Source organism: Vibrio sp. D417a, assembly GCF_030248595.1.
In the GTDB taxonomy this organism is placed as follows: domain Bacteria; phylum Pseudomonadota; class Gammaproteobacteria; order Enterobacterales; family Vibrionaceae; genus Vibrio; species Vibrio alginolyticus.
In genome coordinates, this window is the sequence record NZ_JAHGAM010000008.1 from 148319 (window position 1) to 166465 (window position 18147).

Annotated in this window: 14 protein-coding genes; 4 read left to right on the top strand and 10 right to left on the bottom strand. The window is 42.9% G+C overall.

Translation table 11 applies throughout. The features are described from left to right. Positions 1-2: 2 nt before the first annotated feature. Both KI742_RS09675 and KI742_RS09680 read left to right on the top strand, forming a co-directional pair. Positions 3-1778 (top strand): ABC transporter transmembrane domain-containing protein, encoded by a 1776-nt coding sequence (locus KI742_RS09675; RefSeq protein WP_005377709.1) that lies wholly within the window; start codon positions 3-5, stop codon positions 1776-1778. Between the two features lie 251 nt (positions 1779-2029). Beyond that, the gene (locus KI742_RS09680; protein ID WP_005377712.1) at positions 2030-2578 is read left to right on the top strand and encodes a hypothetical protein; all 549 of its coding nucleotides are present in this window, start codon (positions 2030-2032) and stop codon (positions 2576-2578) included. 42 nt (positions 2579-2620) lie between these two features. On the opposite strand, the gene KI742_RS09685 is transcribed toward KI742_RS09680, so the two are convergent. The 8 genes from KI742_RS09685 to KI742_RS09720 all read right to left on the bottom strand — a co-directional run bounded on the left by KI742_RS09685 (position 2621) and on the right by KI742_RS09720 (position 13267). Beyond that, on the bottom strand, positions 2621-4843 hold the full coding sequence (locus tag KI742_RS09685) for a TonB-dependent siderophore receptor (protein ID WP_262596313.1): 2223 nt from the start codon (positions 4841-4843) through the stop codon (positions 2621-2623). Between the two features lie 200 nt (positions 4844-5043). Continuing rightward, positions 5044-7020: a Fe(3+)-hydroxamate ABC transporter permease FhuB gene (gene fhuB, locus KI742_RS09690; RefSeq protein WP_005377716.1), complete on the bottom strand. Its 1977-nt coding sequence runs from the start codon at positions 7018-7020 to the stop codon at positions 5044-5046. Beyond that, positions 7017-7901, bottom strand: a complete 885-nt coding sequence (locus tag KI742_RS09695; protein ID WP_005377718.1) for an iron-siderophore ABC transporter substrate-binding protein — start codon at positions 7899-7901, stop codon at positions 7017-7019. The genes fhuB and KI742_RS09695 overlap by 4 nt, the downstream gene beginning before the upstream one ends. An 11-nt stretch (positions 7902-7912) precedes the next feature. After that, positions 7913-8677, bottom strand: a complete 765-nt coding sequence (locus KI742_RS09700; RefSeq protein ID WP_005389081.1) for an ABC transporter ATP-binding protein — start codon at positions 8675-8677, stop codon at positions 7913-7915. 324 nt (positions 8678-9001) lie between these two features. Then, on the bottom strand, positions 9002-9220 hold the full coding sequence (locus KI742_RS09705; RefSeq protein ID WP_005377723.1) for a hypothetical protein: 219 nt from the start codon (positions 9218-9220) through the stop codon (positions 9002-9004). Between the two features lie 87 nt (positions 9221-9307). Beyond that, positions 9308-10432 (bottom strand): HD-GYP domain-containing protein, encoded by a 1125-nt coding sequence (locus KI742_RS09710; RefSeq protein WP_054574122.1) that lies wholly within the window; start codon positions 10430-10432, stop codon positions 9308-9310. Between the two features lie 274 nt (positions 10433-10706). Continuing rightward, the gene (locus tag KI742_RS09715; RefSeq protein ID WP_248487580.1) at positions 10707-11912 is read right to left on the bottom strand and encodes an aromatic amino acid transport family protein; all 1206 of its coding nucleotides are present in this window, start codon (positions 11910-11912) and stop codon (positions 10707-10709) included. Between the two features lie 161 nt (positions 11913-12073). Next, positions 12074-13267, bottom strand: a complete 1194-nt coding sequence (locus tag KI742_RS09720; protein ID WP_248487578.1) for an iron-containing alcohol dehydrogenase — start codon at positions 13265-13267, stop codon at positions 12074-12076. A 659-nt stretch (positions 13268-13926) separates the two neighbouring features. On the opposite strand from KI742_RS09720, the gene KI742_RS09725 reads away from it, so the two are divergent. After that, positions 13927-15192, top strand: coding sequence for an HD domain-containing phosphohydrolase (locus tag KI742_RS09725; RefSeq protein WP_262658924.1), 1266 nt, complete (start codon positions 13927-13929; stop codon positions 15190-15192). Positions 15193-15246: 54 nt separating this feature from the next. Here KI742_RS09725 and KI742_RS09730 read toward each other — a convergent pair whose 3' ends face one another. After that, entirely contained in the window at positions 15247-15849 is a 603-nt protein-coding gene (locus KI742_RS09730; RefSeq protein WP_005377733.1) for a 2OG-Fe(II) oxygenase, read from the bottom strand. A gap of 160 nt (positions 15850-16009) precedes the next feature. After that, positions 16010-16780: a TerC family protein gene (locus KI742_RS09735; RefSeq protein WP_262658925.1), complete on the bottom strand. Its 771-nt coding sequence runs from the start codon at positions 16778-16780 to the stop codon at positions 16010-16012. Between the two features lie 411 nt (positions 16781-17191). Here KI742_RS09735 and KI742_RS09740 point away from each other — a divergent pair, with 411 nt between their 5' ends. Beyond that, positions 17192-18130 carry a LysR family transcriptional regulator gene (locus tag KI742_RS09740; RefSeq protein ID WP_005377737.1) on the top strand — a complete coding sequence of 313 codons (939 nt, stop codon included), beginning with the start codon at positions 17192-17194 and terminating at the stop codon, positions 18128-18130. Positions 18131-18147 lie beyond the last annotated feature (17 nt).

An 18147-nucleotide genomic window follows, 5' to 3' on the forward strand; every position in this document is an offset into this window, starting at 1 on the left:
GAATGAACCAGACCAGCACGTTTAAACGGTTAATGTCTTACCCATTATCTCAACCAAAGCCAATGATTAAAGGACTCGCCTTGCTGTTTATTGCAGCGTTAGCTAGCGCCGGCGGCCCTTGGTTGATTCAATATTTCATTGATGAGCACATCGCTAAAGGTGACTATTCACAAAGTGTTCTGATTTCGCTAGCAGTAGGTTATATCGCTCTTCAGATCGTATCGGCAACATTCCAGTATTTTCAGTCATTGCAATTTAGCATTGTCGCGGCTAACACGATCAAAGCGATTCGTAAGCAAGTATTTTCTGGCGTGATTAAGCAGCCGTTATCTGCGTTTGATTACACTCCTGCTGGAAAATTGGTGTCGCGAATCACCAACGATACGGAATCTTTACAGCAATTTTATGAGCTTTTGATCGCGACCGTGGTGAAAAACGTGGTCATGATTGTCGTAATGCTTGGCGTTATGTTTTTCATGAGCTGGAAGCTCACACTCGTTGTGCTTGTATTGCTGCCGATCGTCATCGGCTTTATGTACTTGTTTAAGCAGCTAAGTACAGAAAGCTACCGAAAGATGCGTGACCTATTGACCGATATAAATGCGAATCTGAGTGAATCCATTCAAGGGATGAGTGTCATTCAATTAATGCAACAAGAAGAGCGTTTTAATAAACAGTTCAACGAGCTAACCGCAGAGCATCTGGTGGCATCTAAACGAGTGATTCGGCTAAACGGCTATCTGCTAAGACCATTAATGGACTTACTCGCTGGTCTTGCGTTGCTTTGCTTGGTTGCGATCTTTGGTTTTAATGGTATTGAGTTGATTGGTGTGGGGGTACTGTATGCATTTATCAGTTATCTTGCGCGAGTTACTGAACCACTAATTGAGATGACTCAGCAACTTGCTCTACTTCAGCAGGCGTTAGTGTCAAGCGAACGTGTTTTTGAATTGATTGACGCGAAAGAACAAACTTACGGGGACGATCATCAACCATTAAGGTCAGGTGCTATCGAACTTAAAGACCTCACATTTAGCTACGATGGTAAACAGGACGTCCTAAAAGACATTTCGTTGAAGGCCAACCACCAAGACTTTATCGCGCTTGTCGGGCATACAGGAAGCGGTAAAAGCACATTAGCGTCACTGTTAATGGGCTTTTATCCAACGCAATGTGGTGAACTGCTCATAGATAGTCGTCCACTTAAAACATTAGGGAAAGACGTACTTCGCAAAGATGTGGCAATGGTTCAACAAGATCCACATATTCTCCCTGCTTCAGTCAGAGAAAACATCTCTCTCAGTCGGGCGGTTGATGACAATCAAATATGGGATGCGTTAGACAAGGTAGGTTTGGCAGAACAAATTCATCGTTACCCTAACGGGCTAGACACGCAATTAGGTCAAGGCGAAACTAATTTATCTGCAGGTCAGAAACAGCTTTTGGCGTTAGCACGTGTGCTTGTGGTAAAACCTAAGATATTGATATTAGATGAAGCAACCGCAAATATTGACTCAGGAACAGAGGCTTTAATCCAAAAGAGCTTGGCGGTACTCAGACAAGACATGACGCTCGTTGTTATTGCTCATCGGCTTTCAACTATCCTAGATGCAGACCAAATCATTGTTCTTCATCATGGGGAGTTAGTCGAGAAAGGCACACACAAAGCACTCTTAACGCAAAATGGTCGTTATGCTCAAATGTATCAGTTACAGCAAGCAAACCGACATCTACAACAGATTGAAGAAGACACCAAGCAACTCGAAGAAGCGGTGTGATTTTATGCCCGTGCCTTCTTTTTATTTAGTTGGTATGGGCATAATTGGTGTAACTTCAAAATTTAGCCTTGTTAGCTTCCAATTTCTTCATAATGTGAACTAATTTTCTATTTCTTACCTATTATTGACATAACCCCTCGCTATATCACGCAAGGTCGTTGTAAAATCGTACGGTACTTAAGTCTACTGCCTGTGGCATTGGGCCGAATTCCGCTTTCTAATTATGCACATTAATCTCATGACACAAGTCCATGGACAAAGATAAGTTTACTAACATCTATCGCTTGCCTGGTTCGATTCAAATTCGTATCGGTAAATGGCAAAAGACGTTCCGCGGCACCTCTGATTTAGTTTTACATCAGGCGCTAATGGAGCGTAATAAGCAATTTAAGAAGCCAGACTTTTTACCTAAAGGCTGGTGTGTCACTCCTATTGATGAAAACGACATTACCATTACGCATCACGGTAAATATATCCAAACCGTTATGCGCACAATGCTGGACAGAAAGGTCTCATACAAGCGACTGTTCCTATCTCGAATGAGTCTCGAAGATGGTGAAAAAGTGCTCCACAATTACAAGCTGGAATGGGTAAGAAAACATAACCAGATCGCCAAAAAGTACAATCAAATTAAAAAGAAACAATATATGAATTTTGCAAGAGAAGAAGAGGAAACCCTCTACCCTTCGATTCCAAAGGGTGAGTTTGACAAAACATTATGGAACAAACTTGTCGTATCATCGTTTGGTCCGCAGAAAAAGTACAAAAACCCGCACTTTGTCCGTAAAGCCGATTTCTAAATAAACACCCTTAAAGTTAGGGGTGTTTATTTATACGTTAACTCACCAGTCGTAAGTTAAACTTGCAATAACATTTTGTCGGTCGCCATACCAACAAAAGCCATCACATGTCGCTATGTACTTTTTATCCGCGATGTTTTTAGCTGCGACTTGTAGCTTGTAATCGCCGATTCGATAACTGACCGTCGCATCCATTAAGAAATAACTTGGTACTTTTAGTCTCTCTTCGTTGTCTCCGTATGACTCACCTGTATAGCGCGCGCCTAAGCCAACAGCAAAGCCATCAAGAGGTCCATCAAAGAAACGATAATGTGCCCAAGCTGATGATACGGTATTAGCCACTTGGGAAGGTGTTTTGCCAACCCATGCCTTATTGATGTCTTCTTTTATCTCTGCATCAACGTACGCAATGTTCCCGATCAATGTTAAGGATGGTGTCACATTAGCTACAGCTTCAAACTCAACGCCGTTATTTTCTATTTTTCCTATTTGCGTTAATTCACTCAAGTAGATACGAGCCAAGTTTTCTTTTGTTGCCCGATACGTTGCAATATTGAAATAACCATCAAACGAATCCGGTTGGTATTTCATACCGATTTCAAATTGATCACCGCTTTCAGGCTTCGCTGGCTTACCATTGCTGTCTTCTTGAATAATTGGATCAAAGTACTGAGAGTAACTAAAGTATGGCGTGAAGCCAGAATCAGAAATATAAGCCGTTCCCACGCTAAACGTCCACTCTCCATTATCGACTTTCGTGCGAGCACCCGTGGTAACATTATGTACTTCATTACTTGTATCGTCGTAACGTGCGCCCAATAACATCGCCCATTTATCGTTGATCAGCATATGATCTTGAAAGTAGACGCCGAGCTGCTGATTATCGATTTTCGTTCTTTGCTTATCGGTTTCGCTCAATGGTTGTAGCGTATTCGGATCGAGTAACATTATGTTATCCGAATAAGTAGGATTAAATACATTAAACCTAGGATCGGGCAAAGCTCCCATTGGTGTGTTTAATAATGCACTACCATTAGCAACGATAGGGTCATTGGCAAAATCTTTACCATCGATACTGATCATTTGAAAATCTATGCCCAACATCAAGTTATGCTCAACACTTCCCCAATTTACTTGGTGCATCAAACGATTATCGATATTAAAAGCATCAGATGACCCATCTTCTGTTGAAGCACCCCGAAGTATGGTTTTGCGTTCATTTGATGGGTCCAAAGCCGGCCCCAACGCAGGCACGTCAGCCGAGTAAACGTACGAATACATTTGTCTTAGCTTAACATCCATTTCGCTGTAACGAGCTGCTTGAACAAATGAAGTGGTATCATTAAATGCATGAGAAAACTCATAGCCTAAAGACACCTGCTCACGCTCAAACGTCTCCCAGTTAGGATTGCCTATCGCTAAACTATCACTGATCTTTCCATTTTTGTTTGGCGTTAACGTTCCTTCAACTGGCAAAAATTGCAGATAAGGATCTGAGTCGTCTTTTTGATAGCTCGTTAGAAAGGTAATTTCAGACATCTCATTAAATTTGTACGTCATCGATGGAGAGAGAAGAATGCGCTCTGCTTCTACCCCACTAATTCTTGTCCCATTTTTTCTCGCTAACCCTTGAAAGCGGAAAGCTAGCTGCTCACTCACCTCAGAGTTTACGTCAAGAGAAAGTTGTTTACGGTCTTCAGAACCGTACTCCAAAGATACAAGTCCTGACCCCCCATCAAATTGAGGTCGCTTACTGACAACATTGATAACCCCACCTGGAGGGTTTTGCCCATAAAGAACAGACGCTGCACCACGTAAAACTTCAACCCTCTCTAACGCAAACGGATCTATTTGCCAACTATAGAAGCCAGAAGAATATAAACGGGTACCATCTTGATACAACCCGCTGTTCGCTTGTTTAAAACCACGAATAATAAACCAATCTTGCTTGTTATCTTCGCCAAAATAGTTAGTTTGAATGCTTGGTGTGTACTGTAGCGCGTCAGAAACGCTAATAGAGGCACGATCATCCATTTGCTCTCGCGTAACAACAGACACCGCTCTTGGAGTCTCATTGATGGCAATATCAGTTTTTGTCGCTGCCCGACTCTTCGCTCCAAGATAACTAAAATCAGGACCAACTGCACTGTCTTGCTGCTGTCCAATCACAACTATATTTTCATCTTCCTGAGCCAAGACATTTGGCGTTGATAAAGCTAATACAATCGCCATTGACGTTGGTGTCAGCATAAACTGCCGAGTCATATTCTTCTCCTTTTTGTCGGCAGCCAAACCAACCCTTCGTGAATTCAGCGACCGCTGAAAGAAAAGCGAGTTACGGCATCGCCAGTTGTTTCCGTAAAAGACAAACCAGAGGTTTTGCATAAAGCACTCGCATAGGTTCCGAATGCCACTACGAGTGCTTATTTGTATAAGTACTTTCTTGGTTGAGGCTTAGCTCATCTCTATAAGCGGCGTAAACCCCACATTAAATACAAACCGCCAATGAGAGAGGCCATAAGCCCTGTTGGTATTTCTTGCGGGTAAAGGACCTGTCGTCCCAACCAATCAGCCAACAACATCACCCCTGCCCCCAGTATCGCGGCGCATAACATGTGTTGTGACGCTTTGTTAAAACCAAATAAGCGAGCTAAATGCGGAGCCAACAACCCAACAAAGCTAATCGGGCCAACAACCAATGTCGCACTGACCGTGAGACAAGCAACTAAAAGAAGCAGTATTGCGCGTGAACGATCAACTCGAATTCCAAGTGCTTTAGAGGAAGCGGCACCGACAGGAAGAATATCTAGCCATCTTACGCAGAGAAAACTCAACCCTATAAAGACAAGCGCAGATAAAGACAATGGGAGTAACGTTTCAACCGAGACATAGTAGGTAGACCCAGACAACCAAGCCAATGCTTGATAACTTCTTGGGTCACCAGTGGCTAGAATAAAGCTCTGTATTGCATTCATCAGTGCGGTTATCGCAATACCAGTCAATAAAATACGCTCCGGCTGAAAGCCTGACTTACGGTTTAGCAGCACAATGACTAATACCGTCGCTAATGCACCTACGAGCCCGCCTAGAGAAAGAGTGAAAATTGACGAACCAAACCCAGTAAACATCGCGATGATCAATCCCATCGCTGTCCCTGAACTGATACCGATCACTTCAGGACTTGCCATTGGGTTTCCACTTAGGCGTTGAATCATGGTTCCAGCAATCGCTAACATTGCCCCCGCAATTGCTGCTGCAAATAATCTAGGTGCGCGCCACTCCAAAAAAATCCAATTTTGGCTAGCAAATAAGTTTGCCCACCCTTCATTTTGCACAGCAACCGTGGCAAAAAGAACAACAGAAATTAACGTGCCGATCAACGCCAATGAGATCGCTTTAGGGTTTAGCTTGTAAACATGTTCACGATGTCGAGTTAACACTGTTTGAGTATGGCCCTGCGTCTTTTGTGATAAGCGAGGTAACAGCCATAACAGTAGCGGAGCGCCCAGTGCAGCGGTTGCTGCTCCCGTTGGTATAAAACTCGCCATTAGCCCCGGCAGTTGCTGAATAACCAAATCGGTTAAAGTCAATAACATGGCACCAATCAGCATTGATACCCAAAGCTTATGCTGGATTTTATTGATACCTATCAATCGAGTAATCGCTGGCGCCGCTAACCCGATGAAACCGATGATTCCTACGGCAGAAACCACCCAAGAAGTGATTAACACCGCAAGCCCAAGACAGACAAAACGCAACTTAGCTAGCGAGACACCTAAACTCTTGGCACCTTGCTCGGAGAGTTCCAACAGACTTAACGGCTTTGCAATCACAAATGCAACGACCGTAGCAAGTGCGATTCGAGGGGCAAGATACGAGAAATCTCCCCATCCACTCTGAACAAGCGAACCGGCTCCCCATATCATTAACCCATTCAGCTTTTCGGTATTCATCATCAGAATAACCGTACTTAATGATGCAAAGTACAGGTTTATCACTAACCCAGAAACGACGACAACCGTTGGAGATAACGCTCGTCGCCATGACAACAGCATCACCAACCCCATCGATATCACACCGCCGATGAGAGCAACCAAATTAGGCGCGATATCCAACATCCAAGGTGCGAATAGCGTAGCTAACATCAAAGCAAAACTTGAACCGCTCGCCACACCAAGTGTCGTGGGTGAAGCGAGAGGGTTACGCAGCACTTGCTGCATCAATACCCCAGCAACCGCTAATCCAGCACCAGATATAATCGTGGTGAAGACTCGAGGCCACCAGCTAAAGTGAAGTAAAACAGAATCGATAGATTGAAAGTTAGGCTCCCATAAACTGCTTAGAGCTAACGAAAATGAGCTTACTTGGTACAATTGGAAAGCACCAATAGAAAAGGTAAATGCCGAAAGTAACACCACAAAGCTTAAAGGCATCGTTTTCATTGTGTTAACTCCTCGACCTTACTCGCCGTAACTAACTCTGCGAAACGGAGGGCTGAAGGCATAGAACCAAAACTCCAAACGGGCGCGACTTGCATGACCTTTTCACCAGATTGTTGAACAACATATTGCCAAAATGGGTCTTGAGAGAGCTGCTCCGCTCCACCATAAGGTAATGGCTCTACGATAACGATTTGAGCTTTTATGCCAGCTAACTTGTCGATGCCAACTAGGCTGAAGCCCCAGCTATTCGTCTTTTCATTCCATGCATTACTCAGCCCAATCTTTTCGATAGCCTGGGAGTAAAGACTATTTTGACCAAAAACACGTACGTGCTTTGTATCCATAAACTGAATCATTAGAAGTGGCGGCTGGCCTTTATTTATACGCTGTTTTAATAAAGACAAACGTTTTTCATATTGTTGGATAAGCGCCTCTGCTTCCGCCTCTCTTCCCAGCTCTTCACCAAACCTCCGAGTGAAACTGGTAAGTACCGACCAATCCGTAATTCCGCTTTCATATAAGTCAATGGTGGTAACCGGGGCGATATCAACTAAGCGATGCTTCATTGAGGAAAAGTACGGGGCAATAAAAATACGATCAGGTCTGAGCTCGTAAATGCGCTCTATATTGGGTTGAGTTCTTAACCCTACATCCTTCGTTTGAGGTGGTAACGGTGGCGATTTTACCCAAGCATCGTAATCTTGCCCTTGAGCAACGCCTACAGGTACGACCCCTAAAGCCAACATCGTTTCAGTTTGTGTCCAATCAACCGACATCACCCGAGGTGATGCGTCAGCTAGTGCTTGAAAAGAACTGACCAAAAGCGCACTAAGTGAGAGAGCGAAAGAGAAATGTTTAAGTCGAGTGTTTGTACTGCTCATTATTCCAACCTTTAGCTTGGCATCGCCACCGGATAACCCGCAGGGTGGTCAGAGATCATCATCTCTATCCCATATATGTCCCTCAACTTAGGTTCAGTAAACACCTGTTCAACATTGCCTTGTGCAATCAAATCACCTTGATGTAATGCAACGATGTAGTCGCAAAATCGTGCAGCCAAGTTGATGTCGTGTAATACGATGATAACGCCCAAGCCCAGTTCTTGACTGAGTTTAGAGATAAGCTTCAACATATCGACTTGATGGCTGATATCTAGCGCAGACAAAGGCTCATCAAGAAGCAAATACTCGGTTTTTTGGGCTAACAGCATAGCTAGCCACACACGTTGACGCTCTCCTCCAGATAACGTGTCCACTAAGCGATCTGCGTATTTTAGTGTGCCTGTCATCGCCATTGCTTCTTCAACAATGTCGTGATCTTTCTTACTCAAACGTCCAAGTAAACCATGCCATGGATAACGACCAAAACCGACTAAATCTCGACCTAAAATACTGTCGGTCACCGGAAGATGCTGAGGCAAGTAGGCAATGTGTTGGGCGAATTTTTTCGCTGAGAGATCGTTAATGCTCGTTCCATGCAGAACCACGTCACCAGCTGTGTATTGCTGTTGCTGTGCCAGCAACTTTAACAATGTGGATTTTCCTGAACCATTGTGTCCAACAAGGGCGTATGTTTTTCCGGGTTCAAATGTCACATCAAACGCTTTTAGCAATGACTTGCCTTCAATCTCAAACTGGAGTGCTTTAGCTTCCAACATCCCTACTTCACCTAATAGCCATTTACGAATAACAGTTATTCAAAGCTCTCATTCGTTGATCACGTTTGCCGTTCTTATTCAACAGAACGATTAATAAGGGAGGTTTTATATAACAACAAAGATACAAATGCAAACCGTTGTCATTATCATTACATCAACAAGATCATTGAGAGAATTGCTAAGTGTTAGTGATAATTTGCTCAGCTGAACTTCATTAGTAAATTATAGGCAGGTCAACGAGAGCAGCGGTCTCACACTGCTCTCGAATAAATTTGAACGAATACTGCAGCGTATGAAGAAATGAAAAATGCCGCAGTGAATACATTAATGACGAGCGTCAGCGCCAAACTCTACTTCTTTATAGATATCGGCCAGCGACTTTTTACCTTGTTTGTCTTTGGCTGAACGCTTTTTCTTAGTTTGATAATGGTATTCTTGCTCCTGAAGTGCTTGTTCGTGCTCTTTTGCTGACTCAACAAACTCAGGATTTGCAAGTGCTTGTTGGCGTAAGCGGTTTACTCTTTCAAGGGTTTCCCACAACATACTTCACCTCCAAACTTGTTACTGTATATAAAAACAGTATTGTTTAAATATTCCTCCTCGTCAATATTTCAACTTTGTTACTGCTCTTCACATTAACCCCAAGCCTGTATAGTGCTCGGGATATTTGTGGATGATTTGCTTTATATAACCTTGATGCTCTCGCAGAGCATCAACACATTCTCGAGATAACCATCCCTGATATACCCATTTTTCAAGTTCTAACAATGCGTATGGGATGGACCACGCTTGTCTGTACGGATGGTGCGTTGTCATAAAATCAAAGGCATTCGCGACAGCCGTAATTTGCGCGGCGATTGGTATATCATCATTGGTTAAACCATAAGGATAACCAGTGCCATTTAAGTTTTCGTACTGATAAGTAACCATCTGCAAAAACAAAGTCACACTCGGGTGAACCGGATTTCCGATACGGGCAACTATGTCATCCGCTGAATCGATACAACGCTCAATATGTTGAATCAATATCGCCTCTTGTTCTTGAGAGTAATTTGTTCGGCGGCTAGCAATTTCAACTGGCAGCTGACTATCACCGAGCGCATGGAACTGAGCAAAAATACCAATATCTTCGACCATTTCGTCATTCAGGTGATAACGATCCGCTAACTGCGTTGCGATAATTTGACTGTAGTACTTCATGCGTTTGGTATGCGCGTAATACTCAGGTGAATAGCCTGGCATCATACATTGCATTCGGTTCGCTAGCGTTTCTATCGCATTGACTACTTGAGTCTCTGATTCAACCGCAAATCGAATCATTTCGAAATAAGGTTTAAGACCATTCAGCGCTTCTAAACTAAACGCATCACGTTGAGTGGAGTTCAAAAATACAAAACCAGTAAAAGCTTTGTTGTCATAACAAGGAATAGCAGCCGACGACTGATATCCGTGTTTGAGTAAAATTTGAACCCGAGGACAGTGATTAATATCATGAAGGTCTTCGACGATACGAGGAACCGCGTTTTTAGAGGCAATATTGAGGTGGTGGAGTTTACGGAATGCTGATTCGTGATGGGCTAAACACCAAGTGTCAAACTCACTTTCTGCAAATGATTTGAGCACATCTTGGTCTGGGTGATATTTTGCAAATGACACCCTATCAATACATGGCAAGTGCGCCTGCATCCTGCCTTTTAGCGTTTGCAGTTGCTCGTTAAGCGGTTTTGCAAACGGGTAAAAACTCCGGTGCGCCATGCTTCACCTCCACACCAAAGCAGAGAAACAAGAAAAGCTCATTGTGTTGCAAATTCAATGGTATTTTGAGCGGTTTTCTCCACTTAAATTATCGATATACCACAACTTAAGTGTACGAAATAAAAGCACATTTCTACCAATTTTTTCACCGGATATCTTACGGTAATTTGATCCAGATTAAAAAAGCCAACGAGCGAAACTCGTTGGCCTAACAATACAGATTGATTACGATGGATTCAGTAACTAGAGGTTATTCAAAGAACGTTCTAAACAACTAGCCTAGAGCAGGAAGCACACCCAGCGTAATTAACACCTGAGCGAATACGATGCCAGTGCCAGCGATGCCCGTTATCACTAGCGCACCTTGACCACCAGCGACGCGGTACTCCCCAGTAAAATCATCCGATTTACGAACCTTGATCACCATAACCAAAGGCAAAAAGATGGCTAAAATCGCTAAGGCAATCGCTGCATAGCCCAAAGCCATAATAAAGCCTTGAGGATAGAAAAGTGCGAAGCCTAGCGGTGGAGTAAACGTCACTAGTGCCGCAATCAAACGATTAGGCTTATCGTTAGTTCCTTTGATGGTATCACCCAAAAATTCGAATAGACCCAAACTCACGCCAAGGAACGATGTCAACAATGCCAAGTCAGCAAACACACCAACAATGCTACCCAAATTTGATTGGTGTACTGTCTGAGATAGTTGACCAATCAGTGCGCTCAACCCTCCGTTCTCAACAAGCGTACTTTGGCTAACCACACCCAACGTCACGATTTGCCAAAAGATATAAATAACGAGTGGAATCGTCGAACCAATAATAACGGCTTTGCGTAAAGAAGAAGTGTCACCGTCTAAGTAATTCACAATTGCAGGTATACTTCCGTGGAAACCAAACGAAGTAAAGATCACCGGAATCGCCGCTACAACAAGGCCTTGTTCGATTGGCATACTTAACAAGTAAGATTCCGTAACGTTTGGAGCAAGAAAAGAAAGCACCGCAACCATCGCAATGAGCTTCATCGCGAACAGGACTCGGTTTACTTTATCGACCGTACCGGTACCCACTGTCACAACTAAAGTCACAATCAAGGTAAAGATTATCGTTGATGTAGGCCCTGAAATATCGAGGTCAAACCATTGTGCAAGGCGGTCTCCGAACTGAGCACCACCGCCAGCGATATACGCTGCACATAATGAGTAGAAAAGAAACAACATCGCAAAACTTGCCACCCACTTGCCTTTTTGACCTAGGATCTGTTTCGCCAAAGTATGAAGTGTAGCACTACTCTCCGCATGTTGATGAAGCTCAAGCATAAGCAAGGCAGTGAAAGCCATCAGAGCCCATAAGCCTAGCATGATGATAATAGAAGTTGAAAAACCAATGCCGGCAGAGGCAAGTGGAAGCGCTAGCATACCAGCGCCTATTGTAGTGCCCGCAATAATTAGCGTACTACCGAATACTTTAGAACGACTCATTGTATATTAATCTTTACACTTTATTAGAAATTATCAGTATTAGATCGGGCAACGGCGGACCGAAACCAACACCATATTTGTATTGCCGTCGATATTGTAGGATCTTTAGCAGAAGATCAAGCAAAGTGTAAGGATAAAAAACCACACATGTAAACTATAATTTACACCTTACTGATATTTAACAATAACTGTGTGCATTCTTCCCTGTTCATGAACTTGGGAACAGGGTAATTCCAGTGCGCCTCTTTCAGAATTAAATCAACAAGCGCATCAGCATCTTCACGTTGAATGAGCGCACTGGTTTGCTCAATATCAATAGTTGAAAACAAGGACTCCAGATTCGCCAAAAAATGCTGAGCACTTGCGTTACCTAACTGCCCCTCGGCCGTCAACTCATCGAGCTTTCTTAGTTGAGGCTCAATCTCTGATAATGAAAAGCGCAGCACAGGCAACAAGGCTAATCCGTTTGCCATACCATGAGGTATTCCATATCTCGCACCGAATGTGTGAGCAAAGGCATGAACATAACCCAAACTCGCTTTGGTAAATGCTAAACCCGCGTAATAGGATGCCATAGCCATTTTATGCCGAGCTTCGACATCATCCCCTTGCATCACAGCCCTAGGAAGATATTTAAAAATGAGTTTAATAGCGGCAACCGAATAAGCCATCGTTTCTTGAGTAGCGTTTTTCGATACATAGGCCTCAATAGCGTGGGTTAATGCATCAACGCCAGTATCAGCCGTGATCTTAGGAGGTAAACCAATCATTAAATTCGCATCTACAGCTGCCATTAGTGGCACCAACTTTGGATCCATTAAAGGTGTTTTAATGTGTGAGGAGGGATCTGACACGACCGCAGCGATAGTAACTTCACTTCCGGTTCCAGCCGTTGTTGGAATAGCAAAAAGCGGCGCTGGCATTCGCCATACCTTCAATAGTCCAGCTAATTTTTTTATTGGCCGTTTATTGGTAACTTTCGCAGCGATGACTTTTGCACAATCCATTGCAGAGCCGCCACCCAAAGCTAATATGCCCTCACAATGAAAACGATGATAAGCCTCTAGACCGCTCTCAACCTGATCATAGGTAGGATCGGGCTTAACTTGCGAGAAAACATCTAACTGTAAATCGAGTTGTGCTGCTGCCTCAAGCACCTTATCTACAATACCGACTTGGACTAACCCTTCGTCGGTAACTAACAAGACGCGTTTAAATCCCAGCTCGGTCATCGATTCTAATAGCTCATTCATCGAACCAGGGCCGGAAAACAAGGTTGGTCTCGGCATAGGAAGGATAAGGGCTGCTATTTTTAACCCTGCGGTGTAAGTCCGATATAAACGATGCTTCAACATACGAAATCCTTTTCATTTAGAGCTATCATTCTAGCTACTTTTACTACCTATGCTTACTTTGCAATCACACATTTTCAATAAACTTATCTCACTAAAAGGGCTAGCATCGCTGGGAAACCGTACCATTTTATTATCTTTCCTCAACGACATGAGCTACAGAGAAAATGTTTTCAACGACATGAGCTACAGAGAAAATGTTTTCAACGACGCTCTATTGTCATGTAGTTAACAAGCTGCTTTCCCTATTACTCTGTTAGTTACAGAGCAAGCCTCGAAGAAGTCCTCTTATTTTTTGCCTTCAAAAGCAACAATATGAATTCTGTTAATCACACATCAATACCGTGTGTCTCTGGTTAAGCCCGAACACGATTTACAAAAATAAAAATAAGAATGTGTTACATCATGATTTATTGTCGTTTTCAAATAAGTCAACAAGAGCAACAATAATCTTTCAAAACTTATACTTAGTTCAAATATCTGACTCTTAACCATGAGCTTCAGGTGATATTATTATGCAACTAGGATTATTATCCCGCCCATAATCAAAACTATGTCTAAACGCCCACCTTTTTGGGGTCTATTCGCTGTCGTACCCAATTTTTCCTATCACCTTCTGATTTGGGTTTAGCGTGGGCTAATTAGCAATGTCGGTATAAACCATGAATCATTCTTGCCATTCCCATACGGACATGGGCTTTGAAGTCGATCTGAAACAAGCACTTATCTGGGTTGCTCGAGCACTCGACTATGTAGGTGTTGATGATACGCACCATAGCCACCGTGTCGCTTACATCGCTTACCAATGTGCTCGGGTCATGAACTGGGAACCAGAAAAAGCGGAGTTTTGCTACTTCGCAGGGATGATCCACGATTGTGGGGTCTCCGAAACACAAGAACATAAAATGTTACTTGAGGAGTTGGTGCCACAAGATGTAAAAACACATTGCTTAAGAGGATACCGAAGCCTCAAGCAGTGTCGTTTGTTACGTCAGTTTGCTACACCTGTTCTTTACCACCATACACATTGGAGTGAACTAAAATATCTTGATTTACCGCCTTTTGAAAAAGAGGTCGCTGCCCTACTCTATTTAGCCGACCGTCTCGATTTTATGCGTTCCAAATACGTCATGAACTGCCACTGTGACATTGTCACACTTCATGAAGAACTAATTGCAGAATGCATCATGGCAAACGCTGGAACTTTGTTTAATCCAGACATGGCTAAGGCAATGGTTAAGCTCGTTATGACCGACGCATTTTGGTTCGCGATGGAGTCTGAAAATATAGAAACCATCGGATTAAACTTTAAAAGCATTGATTGGCTTCAAAAACAGCTCACCATCCAAGATATGAATAGTTTGGGAATATTTATCGCTCGAATTGTTGACGCAAAAAGCCCATTTACTTATCAACATTCGCAAAAAGTGGCGGAGTTATCTCGGTATCTAGCCATCAAGCTTGGGCTCTGTGAGCACGACCAAGAGATGTTATTTATTGCTGGGTTGGTGCATGATATCGGAAAGTTAAAAACACCAGATGAGATTCTTCATAAAGAAGGTTCTCTTAATAAACAAGAGTATACGCGTATTAAACGCCATACAATTGATACTCAGCTCGCATTACACAAAGTGTTTCCCAACGCTAAAATAGCGGAGTGGGCCTCTAATCATCACGAGCGTTTGGACGGTTCTGGCTATCCTTATCATAAAACAGGAGACGAACTCGATGTACCATCGCGTATTGTCGCGGTTGCCGATGTTTTTCAAGCTCTGTCTCAGGACCGTCCCTACCGAGGACGAATGGCTCAAGCACAAATCGCCGCGATTATGGGCGAGCAAGTCGCTAAACAAGAACTTTGTTCTGACGTCTATGCAGTGCTAGAGCGAAACATGACCGAGTGTTACGAGCTATCAACTAATGTTTAATCGATAAAGGGCGTATCTACGCCCTTTGCTGATTTTTTGCAGGTTGCAAACCAATCATTTTGCAATATCAAGTACATTGTCTCGCACACCATTGATTCTGAACCAACCTGCAATACTGAAACGCTCAGCATTGGTCGGTAAAACCTCATGCGGGAATTGCTCAGATAAGAATAAAAGTAAGCGTCCCGATTGAGGAGGGATGGTTGCTATCTTATTATCATTTAGATCGTAAACCACCAATTCACCTGCATCCTTTTCCGTCCAAGATTCGTTCATGTAAAAAACGGTTGTCAATCGACGGTTTTCATTGCCCTTAAAACAATCTAGATGCTTTTGGTAGAAATCCCCTTCCTCGTACTTGGCAAAGTGAGCTTCATACTCAAAAAGCCCCAGAAACAAGTGACGGTTCACTTCTTGGCGTATTTCTTCCATCTTATCTAAGTAAGAAGTAACCGCGTGCCCCATATTGGGCGATAACCATTGAATTTTGTCACTTCGAATTGACTCGATACGTGTCACATCATCATTACGACCAATACGCGCTTTTTTCCAGTTACTTGGAATGCAGTCTCGTAATTGAGCCACTTCTTGTTCAGAAAGAAAATCATCCCAGATGTAGTAGCCATGGGTTGCTAACGCATCGATCATTTTATCCATTATTGTCGTTCACTCATATTAGTTGGGCGGTCTATATAAAAAATCTTCAACCCCACAACAAATGCGATTTTTTGTCGAAACGACAACAAAATAAAAAGAGAGTAAAAATAGGTGATGACGAATATAAAAATGCCGCTCATATGAGCGGCAATATCTTTTATTATTGACGAGCTTCTAATCTGGTTGGATGAACTCGCAACGGACTAAGACGTTTAATAGTCGGGCGTTGTTTGTTTTTTAACTGGATATGACAAAGTTCCAGAATTAAGCCGAATGCCATCGCAAAATACACATAACCTTTGTTGATATGAATTTCGAAGCCTTCTGCTATCAATAAACCACCTAACAAAACGAGGAATAACAAAGCAAGTGTCTTAAAACCAGGGTAACACGACACCAGGTTATTGATTTTTTCTGCTGTCATGACCATCACGATAGCAGAAGAAACAATCGCTGCGACCATAAGTGGGACATCACTTGTCAAACCAACGGCGGTTATCACCGAGTCCATCGAGAATACAGCATCCACGGCAACAATCTGCAACAGAACTACCGCTAAACCAGTACGGGCGTGAGTTGAGTGAGCAGACTCGTTGTGATTTAACCAACTCCACAACTCTTTCAGGCTTTTAGCCAAGAGGAATGCACCACCCGCAATCATGATGACGTCTCTTCCGGTAAACGCTTGGTTCGCCAAAGAAAATAGCGGTTGAGTCAATTGCATGATCCAAGAAATTGAAAACACTAAACCAATACGAGCAATAACAGCAAGACCAATACCAAGGTTTCTTGCCAGCTTACGTTGGTGCAGCGGCAGTCTTTCACATAAGACAGAGATAAAAACGACGTTATCAACGCCTAAGACAACTTCAAGCGCAAACAAAGTGGCGAAAATAGCCCAAGCTTCTGGTTGCATAAAAAGTTCTAGCATGAGCATGTCTCCAATAATAAGAAGACATATGGTGAAGGGTTTTGTCGACTAAAGGGGTCGTCCATTAATTATTTATACCTTTGTTACTGAGGGATCATGAGTAAATCACCAAACAATCAACAAAACAATATCTATTTTAATTAACAAGGAACAAGTTTAATTCGTGTACAAATCAATCAACTCCTCCAAATTGATTAAAATTACATAGAAGCTTTAGAATTGAATAAATGAAAGCATTAAAGTCCAACAAAACTAAGATAAATTTCTAGACTTATAAGCACCATCAATCCTTATGCAACCCATTAAATTCATTGAGCTCAAAGAGAAACAGGTGTATTTCCGAGATAAACAATAGTAAAAATTTGTTTCATGCTGATATACTGCCAAAAATCATAAGAAACCATGCTATTTATGGACTACATTGCTCTTTCGCGTATAAGCCTTAAACATCTAACTGTTTTACATATGTTGTTAACCACTCACAGCGTCACACTTGCGGCAGAACGCTTGTGTGTAACACCATCGAGCGTCAGTAAAACGCTCGGACAGTTACGCGAAACGCTAAAGGATGACCTTTTTTACCGTGATGGCACTCGCTTAGTGCCGACAGCATTTGCGCTGCATATAGGCCCGTCAATCCATGGCATACTCTCCAGTATGAATGGGTTATTACATCAAGGCTCTTTTAATCCGGCTTACTATCAAGGTAGTTTTTCATTAGCAATGCGTGAAAGTTCGTTTGAGCTCTTTGCGCCAGTTCTACAGCATCTGTCCCAACAACTGAGTAACCACGCGCACTTGAATGTCCATGCGAAAGAGGAAATGAGCTTCGATGCATTAGCAAGAGGTCAAGTAGATTTTTTGTTGCTTCCTCACGATCTCAGCCAACCACCCACACAAAATAAAGACTTGGTCTGGAAAACCATTTTGAAAGACGAAATGGTTTGCTTAATGAGAGCATCGAACCCACTCGCTGAGCAACCCTTATCTGTTGAAAGTTACCTTTGTGCAAGACACATCGGTATTCATGATAAAGATCTGTCACAACCTTATTTTGAGCAAAATCTCACCCAAAGGCATTCAAAACGAAACTTGGCCATGCGTGTAGCCGACTTTGGTTCAGCTGCGGTGATGTGTCAGCACTCGGATTACTTGTTCACATGCTCCAAGCTTTGGGCAAGAGCGGCAATGCAAGCAAAAGGTTTGGTTGAACAAGCTCTTCCATTCGATTACGGACAGGTAGCCTACAGCCTCGTTTGGAACAAAGCGAGCTTAAACGATCCCGCTTTAAAATGGTTACAGCAACAATTACTCGACGCCTGCGCCATGTTAGATGCCTGTGATGCGTAAGCATAGATAAACAACGG

Excerpts from the sequence above, each read along its gene's own strand:
- KI742_RS09675 (WP_005377709.1), top strand. The coding sequence starts at position 3 with ATGAACCAGACCAGCACGTTTAAACGGTTAATGTCTTACCCATTATCT.
- KI742_RS09680 (WP_005377712.1), top strand. The coding sequence starts at position 2,030 with ATGGACAAAGATAAGTTTACTAACATCTATCGCTTGCCTGGTTCGATT.
- KI742_RS09685 (WP_262596313.1), bottom strand. The coding sequence starts at position 4,843 with ATGACTCGGCAGTTTATGCTGACACCAACGTCAATGGCGATTGTATTA.
- fhuB (WP_005377716.1), bottom strand. The coding sequence starts at position 7,020 with ATGAAAACGATGCCTTTAAGCTTTGTGGTGTTACTTTCGGCATTTACC.
- KI742_RS09695 (WP_005377718.1), bottom strand. The coding sequence starts at position 7,901 with ATGAGCAGTACAAACACTCGACTTAAACATTTCTCTTTCGCTCTCTCA.
- KI742_RS09700 (WP_005389081.1), bottom strand. The coding sequence starts at position 8,677 with ATGTTGGAAGCTAAAGCACTCCAGTTTGAGATTGAAGGCAAGTCATTG.
- KI742_RS09705 (WP_005377723.1), bottom strand. The coding sequence starts at position 9,220 with ATGTTGTGGGAAACCCTTGAAAGAGTAAACCGCTTACGCCAACAAGCA.
- KI742_RS09710 (WP_054574122.1), bottom strand. The coding sequence starts at position 10,432 with ATGGCGCACCGGAGTTTTTACCCGTTTGCAAAACCGCTTAACGAGCAA.
- KI742_RS09715 (WP_248487580.1), bottom strand. The coding sequence starts at position 11,912 with ATGAGTCGTTCTAAAGTATTCGGTAGTACGCTAATTATTGCGGGCACT.
- KI742_RS09720 (WP_248487578.1), bottom strand. The coding sequence starts at position 13,267 with ATGTTGAAGCATCGTTTATATCGGACTTACACCGCAGGGTTAAAAATA.
- KI742_RS09725 (WP_262658924.1), top strand. The coding sequence starts at position 13,927 with ATGAATCATTCTTGCCATTCCCATACGGACATGGGCTTTGAAGTCGAT.
- KI742_RS09730 (WP_005377733.1), bottom strand. The coding sequence starts at position 15,849 with ATGGATAAAATGATCGATGCGTTAGCAACCCATGGCTACTACATCTGG.
- KI742_RS09735 (WP_262658925.1), bottom strand. The coding sequence starts at position 16,780 with ATGCTAGAACTTTTTATGCAACCAGAAGCTTGGGCTATTTTCGCCACT.
- KI742_RS09740 (WP_005377737.1), top strand. The coding sequence starts at position 17,192 with ATGGACTACATTGCTCTTTCGCGTATAAGCCTTAAACATCTAACTGTT.